The sequence below is a fragment of the Bacteroides bouchesdurhonensis genome, assembly GCF_900155865.1.
Taxonomy (GTDB): Bacteria; Bacteroidota; Bacteroidia; order Bacteroidales; family Bacteroidaceae; genus Bacteroides; species Bacteroides bouchesdurhonensis.
In genome coordinates, this window is the sequence record NZ_LT707006.1 from 548647 (window position 1) to 560174 (window position 11528).

Consider the following 11528-nt stretch of genomic DNA (forward strand, 5'->3'; position numbering starts at 1 on the left):
CAAAGATAAGGTTTTTTTGAGAAAATATAGATAGTAATAGTATCATTCTTTCTTTATTCTTGTTCGATTGTGATTGTTCATCCTGATTTTGTGTGGAATAGTTAGTCCTATTGAATGTTTTCTTCATTGCTTAGAAAATTACGGGTGAAGATCATTTGCCGGATAATATATTTATGTAAATTTGTTTATTCTAATGCTTGCATTCCAATAGCCGGACCGTTAGAGTGATGTTCAGAGTTTATTGTTTGTTTAAAGTATATTTTTGATGAGAATAAGATTATTGGTTGCTTCGGTGGGGGTATGGATTATAAATACGGCGGTTTGGTCGCAATCTGCTGTCTTTTTTCAGATAGAGTCCTCAAAACCGTGCCAGACGATGGAGTATTTTAGTGCATCTGATGCATGGAGTATGCAGTTTATCGGTCTTTGGCCGGAGGAGAAACAAAATCAGATAGCCGACTGGTTATTCAGTACGGAGAATGACGAAAACGGACAACCGAAAGGAATTGGTTTGTCACTCTGGCGTTTTAATGTCGGGGCAGGAAGTGCCGGACAAGGAGAGGCTAGTGAGATCTCTTCCCCTTGGATGCGTACCGAATGTTTTTTGAATTCTCCTCCTGCCTTTTATACCCAAAATGGATTGGCTACTAATACCGGTCGTGGAGGAACAGCGAATCTTAAATCGGATTGTTATGGGAAGTATGCTTGTTTTCTGGCAGATGTAGTGCAGGGGGTGGAAAAACACGATGGAATCAAGTTCGATTATATTTGTCCTTTTAATGAACCGGATGGACATTGGAATTGGGTGGGGCCGAAGCAAGAAGGCTGTCCGGCAACTAATAGGGAAATAGCCCGTACAGTCCGTTTATTAAGCAAGGAATTTGCGGACAGGAAAGTAGATACACAAATTCTGGTCAATGAATCATCCGATTATCGTTGTATGTTCAGTACTCATATGACCGATTGGCAACGCGGGTATCAGATACAATCGTTTTTCCGTCCGGACAGTGTGGAAACTTATTTAGGGGATCTTCCGAATGTTCCCCGGTTAATAGTTGGACATGGCTATTGGACAAATACTCCATTGAGTGCTTTGCGTGACATCCGTTGTCAATTGCGTGATACATTAGATAAATATAAGGTGGATTTCTGGCAAACTGAGATCTGTATCATGAGTAATGATGAAGAAATTGGTGGTGGGGGAGGTTTCGACCGTACTATGAAGACGGCACTTTATGTTGCCCGGATGATTCATCATGATATGGTGTATGCTCAAGCGAAAAGTTGGCAATGGTGGCGTGCTATCGGCGAAGATTATAAAGATGGCTTGATTCGTGCATATACAGGCAATGACTTCCGAAACGGGCGTGTGGAAGACTCCAAACTGATGTGGGTATTAGGTAATTATAGCCGTTTTATTCGTCCCGGAGCTGTCAGGTTCGCTGTTTCAGCATTTGATAATACTGGAAAACCGATTCATGAAGGAGATACAGACCAAAAAGGCCTGATGTGTTCTGCTTATAAAAATGTAGATGGAACGTATGTGGTTGTACTCATTAACTATGCTAATGAAGATAAGAGTTTTTCAGTCGGAAAAACGATAGGGAAGAAGGTAAAATGGAGGGTTTACCGTACCTCGGACCGAGAAGGGGAGAATCTGAAACCTATTGAAAAAGTAAAAGGAGGTCTGGTGAGCCGAATTCCTGCACGTTCGGTCATTACGCTTTTGTCAGAGTAATGCTTTGTCTCAAATATACCATTAATTAATAATATTCATGAAAAACATGAATGCTAACAAACATTTTGCAGAATGTTTTGGTAAATGAGAGTGGTAATATTGCCGAAATATATAAGATAGTTTCTCGGTTTGATTATCATAATGAGGTCATTCTACGAATACTTTTAGATCTAAATTAGAAGAAAATGTTGACTTTCGGTGTGCTCTCAGATCGAGAAAATATTGAATTAAATTGTAGGAAAATGGGAAATTTCATTTTATTTATGCAGAAAGTAGCCCAAGGGCTACAGATGAATGGTAATTATGGGACGGCACATGTATATAGGAGTAGTTTGAATGCACTACTCCTATATCATGGAAACACTTACTTGTCATTTCAGAAGATGACTCCTAAGTTTCTAAAAGGTTTTGAACTTCATTTGCGTCAAAGGGGGTGTAGCTGGAATACAGTTTCAACGTATATGAGGACACTGAGAGCTATTTATAATCGAGCAATAGAACGTAATATGGCGATTTATGTGCCTCGATTATTTAAGCATGTCTATACTGGGACTCGTGCCGATCGAAAACGTGCACTTGATAACGGTGAAATGGCTCAGTTGTTGAATGAGCTACCCCAAATGACTACAATTCCCTGTTATTTGAGAAGAACAAAGGCTATGTTTGTGCTTATGTTTTTGCTTCGCGGGTTACCTTTTGTCGATTTAGCTTATTTGAAAAAGAGTGATCTGAAAGGAAATGTTCTTACTTATCGTCGTCGTAAAACCGGTCGGCAATTAAGTGTGACATTAACTGCGGAAGCTATGAATCTGATAAACGAATATATGGATAAGAATATGAATTCTCCTTATCTTTTTTCGTTACTTACTGCTGGTGAAGGTACTGAGACAGCCTATCATGAATATCAAATTGCATTGCGTAATTTCAACTATCAATTGACTTTATTAAAGGAGATTTTGGGGTTTACTTCCCAATTAAGTTCTTATACTGCACGCCATACTTGGGCAACGATGGCTTATTATAGTGAAATACATCCTGGAATTATTTCAGAAGCTATGGGACATTCATCTATTTCTGTAACAGAAACATATTTGAAACCTTTTAGGAATAAAAAAATAGATGAAGCAAATGTTCAGGTAATTGCTTTCGCAAAACAATATTTTGATGGTGTAATCGCTTGATATTTATAATATTACTTTATAGGTAACGGGAATAAAACACGCTGCAAATATGGACATATTTCTGAAAACAAGCAAACAAATAACATCTTTTTCTAATAAACTACTAAAAAAAAAATAGTAAAATACACGAAACTACGAATTCTTTGCATTGACAGTCTGTTAACTTTGAAATTTGGACAAAGAATTCTCTGTCCCTCATCTCTGTTCCGGAACGAGGGAAAAAATCTTTTTATGCCTTTTGTCAGTAATCATCCATCCAAACGCTTTCGAGGATGCCATAAGAGTGTTTTGTCGTTACCTATAAAGTAACGGGGAAGCATTATTGAAACTTAGTGTTTAATAATATATTATTAATGTAATTTTTAAGTAGTTATGAGAAAAAAATTTGTGAAAGTGATGTTCTTCGGAGCATTGGCTCTTTCTACTGTCACCTATGTAGGCTGTAAAGACTACGATGATGACATCGACAATCTGCAAACCCAGATTGATGCCAATAAAGCCGACATCGCCAAATTGCAATCGTTTGTGAATGAGGGCAAATGGGTGAAAACTGTTGAACCTATTACTAGTGGATTCAAGATTACGTTTAACGATGGCAAGTCTTATGAGATCGTAAATGGTACTAAAGGCGATAAGGGTGAAACTGGTGAAACTGGAGCTACTGGAGCCACCGGTGCTCAGGGAACTGCGGGTTCTAAGGTTACCATTGACGAAAAAACAGGCGAATGGCTGATCGATAATGAACCGACAGGGTGGTTTGCCAAAGTTCAAGATGGACGTTCTCCTTATATTGCCGATGGAACAAATGGCGATAAAGGTTATTGGTATTTCTGGGATAGTGCAGCTGATAAATTTGTAAAAGGTGATAAGGCACAAGGGGATGCCGGTCAATCTATTCCGGGACAGAATGGTAAATCTCCTTATATAGATCAAACTACTGGCCAGTGGGTTTATTATAATGAGGCAGGAGAAAAAGTATTTGGTCCTGTTGCTGCCGGAACAAAAGGAGATGACGCTGTTTCACCTTTCATCGGCGAAGATGGATACTGGTACTATTGGGATGTTAAACAAACTGCCGAAGATGGTACTCCGGGTAAACTTGTAAAGGGTGCATTTGCACAGACAAGTGTATACGTAGTGAAGTCTAAAGACAGACCTGCTTACGATCTGCATATCAATGTACAGAACGAAGATGGTACTTTTACTGCAAAAACTTTGGCTCTTCCTTCTGCTGAAGCGATCGCTACAATGGATATCGTTTCTATCAAAGGGGGTAAGATTGCTCAGAATATGGATGAAGCCATTGAATTGTATTATGGCGTAATCGATAAAGAGATAAAGTTCAACGGCAATACTTATGGTGCTAAAGACAAGAAGACTACATTAGTAGGTAGCAACTACAATACTCTTTTTGCGATTATTAATCCTACGAACGTGGATTTCTCTGAATATCCTGTAACATTGATCAATTCGCATGGTGAAGAAGTATTTAAAGTCTCTCAAGAGAAATACATGAGTACTACTCCATTGACTACTACTCGTGCAACTGACAAGGTGAACGTTGGTGTATATGCTTTGAAGGTTTCTTTGAATGCTGCCAGTGTTACCGAAGATCTGAACGGTAAGACTTATGCTTATGCCTTGAAGACTAAAGATGCATTCGGCAATGAAATCATCTCAAAATACGACGCTAAGATTGTTGCTAAGAAACAGACGGCAGATTTCATAGGAAGAAATCCAACTGTTGATTACACAAAACCTGCTGTACTTGACGAGTTGTTTGCTGATGGAGTAAACAAGGTAGTTGATCATTTTTACACAATTGATGAGAATGAATTGAAAGCTATTGGTGCTACCTATGATAAGAATACCAAGACTATCTCTGCTCCTACTAAACAAGGAACAATCAATATCAAGGTGAGCTATTTGAAAACAGATGGTACGATCGTAGAAAAGAGTAATATTGGTAAAGTGACATTTACATATAGCACAGGTACGGATATCAATGTTGCAGAAGCTGTAAAATGGAAACTTACTAAAGATGCGAAAGCTGATATGTCTCAGAACAAGGCTTCTATTACAATTACATCTGCCAACAATCCTGCATTGTTCGCGTTGTTGGATAAAGACTTCGGCAGTGGTAAAAAAGCTCCTTTGGACCTGGCTTCTATTAAGTTTGCACAAGATATCAAAGATATTACTTATGAGGATGGCTCTATTAAACTGGCTGAAAACCAACCTGAGAAGGTTGTAAAGGACAAAGTAACAAGCTATAAGATCACGTTTAACTTTGATCCGACGAATATTTGTGCTACTACGCATAATGTTGTTTTGAATGTGAAAAATCCATTAACGGTTTCCGGTTCCGGATTGAATGACGAAGTCTTGAAGAAAGTAAATGTGCAAGTAGTAGTGGAGGATCCGGGTATATTTGCATTCGAACCATTGGATGCATATTTCGTCAAAGGTACTAATAATGCAGTTGCTTACGGTACTCCGAAGAATGGTGTCGTGGAACAAGACATTTATGCTCTATTCGCAAAAATTAGTGCTGGCGACCAGAAGCTAATTACTTTCTCTGAAGAAAGAAAGAACTTTGGAACAACAGAAAAGCCTGATTTAGCTAAAGAATGGCTGGCTGGTGGAACTACTTCAACTTTGCAAGTTCCGTTGCAAAATAGTAGTAAGAAAGACGAAGGAGTATATTCCACACGCGAATTGACAATCTCTTATCAACCGTTCAATAACAAGAAGTTGGCTACAATTTCTAAGAAGTTTAACCTCACAGTGAAATCTGAGATCAAAGAAGGTGCACATCCTGATATCGATGCGAAAAAAGGAAAAGAACTTTCTATTAAGGCGACAGAATTCGATATACAACCGTTCGAATTTGATGTGAAAGATGTTCGTGGTAAGGCTATATCAGTTGCTACTTATGCGTATACGTATAAAGATGATAAAGGTGAGGAGCAAAAAGAAGAATTTACTAAAGATACGAGAGTGACCAGTGCTACTCTCGAGTTGAGCGAAAACATCGCCAAGTATGCTGAAATAGGTAACAGTAATAAAGCGGATGTTAACGGAGCACTGACTGTGAAATTGAAAGCTGGTACAGTTTCTATTGCAAATTCAATTACTGGTTTTGCTGTATTGAAGATCACAGATACATGGGGTGCTGTAACTGAAGTTAAATGTCCGATCACGTTGAAGGCTGATAACGCAAAATAAATAAACTTTGTATATCCCGGATCTGAAATAAAGTTTTGGGAGGATAAAGTTGATTTAAGGGTATCTCTTCCCCACTGGAGATACCCTTTTACTTATAATTCAAAGAGATAAGTCTGTTCTTGTGAAAGCCCAGACTTTAGTTAACTCTTGATTGAGGATACTCCTAGTTCCCCTGGGGTATCCTCCTTTTTTATCTATTAAGCTCCCGAATTTTCAGCTTCTTCTTCGCTAGTTATTATTGTTTCGGCTTGCCATAATATCCCGGCATGGGTACATAGATCGGTTGATGATAAGTATTGATATTCTGCAACTTCTTTTCTTCTTTTAATCGTTTGAGATGTCGGGTCGCGGTGGTTTGCGTAAACGTGCAAATCTGTTGGAGATCTCGGCGGGTCAATATCTGATTATGTTTAAAGTAATTCGTCAGTAGTTGATCTATCTCAGTGTCGGAATGGGATAAAGAGTGTACCTTCACTTTGGAACGTGCTACTTTAACGACACTGATTGAACTTTTGAGCTTCTTATCGGCTGTGAAGCTGACGTTCGCTTTGAGCTTCATTTGATTAGCCTTTTGTTTAGGTGAAGTGATCGGTTCTTTACTATTCAGCTTTATCTGGAAATACCCGATCCCTTCCAAATGTACCCGTTCGCCTTCCCGTAGCCTTGAACCCATGAAATGGCTAAGAGATTCCAGTACGGCTTTCACATCACCTTCCGTCAATGAAGTTGCCATTTGAATTTCTCTAGCTAACTGATTCGTATCAATGTGTTGAAAATTGACCACTCGTGCATGGTATAGTTCCTTCTCTTCCTTATCTTTAGGACTGGGGACTTTATAAAGTTCAAATTGTATAGCCATTGTTTCTTTATTGTCAAGCGTTTATATATAAGTTATCAAGCCTTTATCTTTGTCTTCCGAAGCTTGTATTGTTCGATTATGTTGCCTTTATCATTTATTAGTCACGTTCGTGACGATATCTCTCCATATATATGATAGTATCTCATTACAGTTGTGACGAGATATCGTCACAACTGTGACGTATAAATAATAACGGTATCAAAAATACAATATATAAAGGAGAAAAACAAAGTATTCCTACTTCATTTGCTTACTATTACGCCTTAGTTGGCAAGTTGTGCCTTGTGGGTTCTATTCTTATCTGATGATAGGGTATAATGCCATCTGCTTGGGAAAACAGATGATTTTGCGGGAATAGTTCAGTATGAAAAGAATTACATACCTGTTGGCGGATGAAAAAGGAGGGAAATGATATGTATATTCTTGTATATCAGCTGCTTATTACTGTTGCAGATGTGTGACAGCAAAACTATCTGCAACACATCTGCAACGGTATCTTACACACAGGTAATAGGCTATGTGTTAGGAATATAAGACCTATCTAGTGACAGGTGACAGATACTTTGGTTGTTTTAAATCTAAGAGTAGAACTCCTGAATTTATTAAGTATCTGTCTTCCTTAAAAGAATTGTTCGCTTTCAATAAGCCCAGTAAGAGAGTATGCTTATTTTTTCACGAACTTAGCATTATTCAAATACTCTATACTCTTCTGTGCAGCCTCAAATACTTCATTCATCACCTGCTCTTGAGTATATTTGCTACCATCAGCATTCTTCTTATCGCGTATATACTGTGGAGTTTCAATCTCAACAAAATAGTTTTTCATCCCATTTTTATAGAACTGTGTGAAGATACCCTCAAAGTCTATTGTTCCGCTTTCGCCGATAACGAAATCATCTTTAATGTGCAACAGTTCTATACGTTTAGGATATTTTTTCAAATACTCTACAGGAGACTTACCTCCTTTTGTACACCAATAAACATCCAATTCAAGGCATACATATTTAGGATCGGTATTCTCAACGAGGTATTCCCACATAACCTTATCGCTATCTTTTAACTTCTTGAACTCACCGGAATGGTTATGGTATCCAATTTTCAATCCGTACTCTGCGGCAATTTTACCAACGCGGTTGAAATAGTCGCACATGCGTTGTACATCCTTTACGGTGTAGTCCACGCCATAGCTCGGAATAACAAAATACTTGCCGCCGCATGCTTTCTGGGTTTCAAAGAGCTGACGCCAGCGTGCCATAATCTCATCTTCTTTGGCAGGGTCCTCTTGAATGCCGGAATGTGTAGAAGTGATTTTGGCTCCGTTTTTGTCACAGAGGGCTTTGAACTCATTGGCAGGAAGGCCGAAAACCTTTGGGTCTCCCCCCCACTGTACCAACTCAAATGAATTGTAACCCATATCACCAAGTCTTTCAACAGATGCTTTGGGATCTTTATTCATGGCATCCATTACTGAATAGAGTTGAATACCGATTGTTTTCTTTTTCTTTGCCGAAACCATTTCGGGCGTTGCAAACATGGCAATTGCCATAGCCACACAAACAAATGTGGTTAATGGTTTGCCGCAAAATTCAAATAACTTTTTCATAATGTTTCTATTTGGTTGAATTAATATTATAATCTTATATTATTAGTGAGTATAACTACCTGCGACTGCGTGGAACAAAAAAATCTTTCTCCGTCAGACCACATCTTCGGGCTATACTTTTACAATAGTTGAGTCGTCCTACATAATGATTACGTGAGTCTGAACCAAATGTGAATTTCAATCCGGCACGTTTTGCCATAAGGATAAATTCTTCGTGAGGAACGTGTACTATATCATTTATTTCTATTGCAATATTTCTTGCTTTGGCAGCATCGATAATTTGTTGCAAACGTTTTTTGGTCCAAAGAGTGTTATATTCTCGTTGTATGCAACTAGGTAAGAATAGCGGGCAGGCAAATATATCCAACGGTTCTTCACCTGTAAGGATATCCATATAGTGTTGCATATTACGCTTCATAAAAGCTTCTGAATCATCTATGTAGGTATTGTATTCCCATAACATGACTGTTTCACCGTAACCATTCCCATTTTTAACAATCTGTGGGTCCATCGCAATATAATCAGCTTGAGATATTAACTCAGGTGACAGATTCTCAGACCATCCGGGACTCATGGGTTGTAGGCCAATATATACCGGATAAGGTTTTATGGCGTTAATGTATTCTTTTAATTGGTCATCGTTGGTAATGCCCCAGGGTGCAATATTTTCCATTACGCCAATCTTCATATTCAATTCTTTGGATTTTGCGACAATATCTGTAATGGTCAATTTGTCCGAACGGTGAACATGTAAATCCATTATCGGAAAATCGAGGTCTGTAGATGTGTTGGTATGTACAGTGCCGTCTATCAGATTTATCTCGTGGGCTGAAATCCTTCCTAATACTGTACTTGCGAGCAACAAGCCTGATGTTTGTAGAAATCTTTTTCTATTCATAGGTTATTTGTTTAATTCCGTTGTCTGTATTCTCCTTGTCATCTACATTAAATCAATTATCTGTATTGTATACTTTTACAAAGTTAGTACTTTATAAAATCTTCCATTTGCTTCATTTTTCATAATGATTGTCTTATATTTGCATAAATCGTGATTTTAAGACATTTATATGGCATTTTTGCAAGAATAGTACAATGATATCGTTCAAAGAACACTCTTTTACTTTTAATAATGTCAGTCTTACCCCGAGTGAGCAAATAGGGTTGCACCGGCAGCCCCTGTGGGAACTTTCGTATATTGTTACCGGATCGGGAATGAGACTTATAGGAGATATGACGGAACCGTTTCAATGTGGAGAAGTGGTGATGATACCTCCCGAGATTCCGCATTGCTGGATTTTTAATAATAACGATACTGACGCCAATGGGCAAATATCCAATATTACAATCACCTTTGCCAATGAATTTCTCGATAACTGCTCGTCTGTGTTTCCGGAACTTCGTAGATATATAGAACAGTTGAAAGATATTCGTGGTGCTGTGAAATTTGATAAACGGAATGCCGGTTTCATAGCCTCGATTATGAAAGTGATGTGTGGTCAAAATGATGTGGGACGGCTTTCGTCAATGATCAGGTTGCTTTCAATCATATCAATAACGGATAAGGCACATATTGTAGGTGCATATAATATGATTGATAAAAAACAAGAACGGTTGAATATGGTACATACTTATGTAATCTGTAATGCTACTCGTAATATATCCCTTGACGATGTGGTGCGTTATGTGGGAATGAACAGATCTGCTTTTTGTGTATTCTTTAAACAGGCTACGGGAAAGACTTTTGTGACCTATTTAAATGAGTATAGGATAGAACTGGCTTGTCAATTGTTGAAACAGAAAAACATGTCAGTCTCGGAGATCTGTTACCATGTGGGATTTACCAATATCCCATATTTCAACAGAACCTTTAAAAAAATGAAAGGATGCTCTCCTACAAAATTTTGTAATGAGTAAGTGGGAATCGTTCTACTTTACTTCAAACTCCGTAGTCAAATAAACTTCCAGTTGTAACCCAATTTTGTATTTGCCGGGAGACAGTTTACCTGATTTGAATCTTTCCTTTTCATTGGGGTCACTCAGGCGATTGATATCCCATGATACCGGAATACTGAATAGAATTGCTTCACCGCCTTGTAGCAAAGCATGTTTTTTCATCCAGTCAGCTTCTCCTACCCAACCCGAACGTGCTAAAGGATGTACGCTATATAATTCATCTGTCCCTACGCTGGGCAGAAATACGGGCTGTACAGATAAGTTGGTGTGATTCTCAAATAGAACATGAATAGAATCATTGTCTGATGGCAGTACGCGGAAGCTGAAAGCACCATTCATTTCACTACCTTCCATAGGCTGAATGCTGCGGTCGGTTAAATTACAGTAGGTATGAATATTCTCAAATACATAGAAATGTATTCTGTATTTATTAGGTTTCAATGGGTTCTTGAATTCCGACATATGGATGTATTCCGGCAATGTATCTCCTTTAGACAGGTCCCTTCCCACTCCTGCAAATGCTAAATTGTCTATGAAAGGGAAAGTAACCCATTTCCCATCTTTCCATTCTTCCATCCAATGGTACTCCGGTTCGGCTGTAGGAGCATTGACATTTATCACATCAAGCTGAATTTGTTCGGTTTGAGGAGAATAAACGGGCTTTTGTGTCTTTATTTTATAGGCGTCAGGGTGAGTAATTGCAACATTAGAAAGACGTTGCAAAGTTACCCGATTTTCATAATCTTCTATCTCAGACAAGGAGATCGGAGCGTCTATGTCGTATGGTTGAATAGTGGAATCTGTGATTACAATGTTGGTCGCACTGTCGGCTGTGCCGATTATCTTTGTCTGCTTGTTTTGACTCGTACATCCCGCAATCAGGGCATAACATAGCAGATTACATAACATTATTCTTTTCATAATTTTATGTTTTACCGTTGTATGACCGTAAATGTATGAAAATAA

At 38.4% G+C, this 11528-nt stretch carries 8 protein-coding genes; 4 read left to right on the top strand and 4 right to left on the bottom strand.

Annotated elements, in window-relative coordinates; translation table 11 throughout:
* Positions 1–265: 265 nt before the first annotated feature.
* From CZ225_RS02100 to CZ225_RS02110, 3 genes are all read left to right on the top strand, one after another.
* Positions 266–1738, top strand: coding sequence for a glycoside hydrolase family 30 protein (locus CZ225_RS02100; protein ID WP_077152810.1), 1473 nt, complete (start codon positions 266–268; stop codon positions 1736–1738).
* Positions 1739–1980: 242 nt separating this feature from the next.
* Positions 1981–2919 carry a tyrosine-type recombinase/integrase gene (locus tag CZ225_RS02105; RefSeq protein WP_077155648.1) on the top strand — a complete coding sequence of 313 codons (939 nt, stop codon included), beginning with the start codon at positions 1981–1983 and terminating at the stop codon, positions 2917–2919.
* Positions 2920–3291: 372 nt separating this feature from the next.
* Positions 3292–6147, top strand: coding sequence for a PL29 family lyase N-terminal domain-containing protein (locus tag CZ225_RS02110; RefSeq protein ID WP_077152811.1), 2856 nt, complete (start codon positions 3292–3294; stop codon positions 6145–6147).
* Between the two features lie 235 nt (positions 6148–6382).
* On the opposite strand, the gene CZ225_RS02115 is transcribed toward CZ225_RS02110, so the two are convergent.
* From CZ225_RS02115 to CZ225_RS02125, 3 genes are all read right to left on the bottom strand, one after another.
* Positions 6383–7006: an HU family DNA-binding protein gene (locus tag CZ225_RS02115; RefSeq protein WP_077152812.1), complete on the bottom strand. Its 624-nt coding sequence runs from the start codon at positions 7004–7006 to the stop codon at positions 6383–6385.
* 664 nt (positions 7007–7670) lie between these two features.
* A complete protein-coding gene (locus CZ225_RS02120) occupies positions 7671–8609 on the bottom strand; it encodes a sugar phosphate isomerase/epimerase family protein (protein ID WP_077152813.1) in 939 nt (312 codons plus the stop codon).
* A gap of 55 nt (positions 8610–8664) precedes the next feature.
* Complete coding sequence (locus CZ225_RS02125) at positions 8665–9507, bottom strand: PHP domain-containing protein (RefSeq protein WP_129585729.1); 843 nt, start codon at positions 9505–9507, stop codon at positions 8665–8667.
* Positions 9508–9701: 194 nt separating this feature from the next.
* Between CZ225_RS02125 and CZ225_RS02130 the strand changes: the two genes are divergently transcribed.
* Positions 9702–10523: an AraC family transcriptional regulator gene (locus CZ225_RS02130; protein WP_077152815.1), complete on the top strand. Its 822-nt coding sequence runs from the start codon at positions 9702–9704 to the stop codon at positions 10521–10523.
* A 12-nt stretch (positions 10524–10535) separates the two neighbouring features.
* Here the strand turns inward: CZ225_RS02130 and CZ225_RS02135 are convergent, their stop codons facing one another.
* Positions 10536–11483 carry an immunoglobulin-like domain-containing protein gene (locus CZ225_RS02135; RefSeq protein WP_234982979.1) on the bottom strand — a complete coding sequence of 316 codons (948 nt, stop codon included), beginning with the start codon at positions 11481–11483 and terminating at the stop codon, positions 10536–10538.
* Positions 11484–11528 lie beyond the last annotated feature (45 nt).

Excerpts from the sequence above, each read along its gene's own strand:
- CZ225_RS02130 (WP_077152815.1), top strand. The coding sequence starts at position 9,702 with ATGATATCGTTCAAAGAACACTCTTTTACTTTTAATAATGTCAGTCTT.
- CZ225_RS02135 (WP_234982979.1), bottom strand. The coding sequence starts at position 11,483 with ATGAAAAGAATAATGTTATGTAATCTGCTATGTTATGCCCTGATTGCG.
- CZ225_RS02115 (WP_077152812.1), bottom strand. The coding sequence starts at position 7,006 with ATGGCTATACAATTTGAACTTTATAAAGTCCCCAGTCCTAAAGATAAG.
- CZ225_RS02100 (WP_077152810.1), top strand. The coding sequence starts at position 266 with ATGAGAATAAGATTATTGGTTGCTTCGGTGGGGGTATGGATTATAAAT.
- CZ225_RS02110 (WP_077152811.1), top strand. The coding sequence starts at position 3,292 with ATGAGAAAAAAATTTGTGAAAGTGATGTTCTTCGGAGCATTGGCTCTT.
- CZ225_RS02105 (WP_077155648.1), top strand. The coding sequence starts at position 1,981 with ATGGGAAATTTCATTTTATTTATGCAGAAAGTAGCCCAAGGGCTACAG.
- CZ225_RS02125 (WP_129585729.1), bottom strand. The coding sequence starts at position 9,507 with ATGAATAGAAAAAGATTTCTACAAACATCAGGCTTGTTGCTCGCAAGT.
- CZ225_RS02120 (WP_077152813.1), bottom strand. The coding sequence starts at position 8,609 with ATGAAAAAGTTATTTGAATTTTGCGGCAAACCATTAACCACATTTGTT.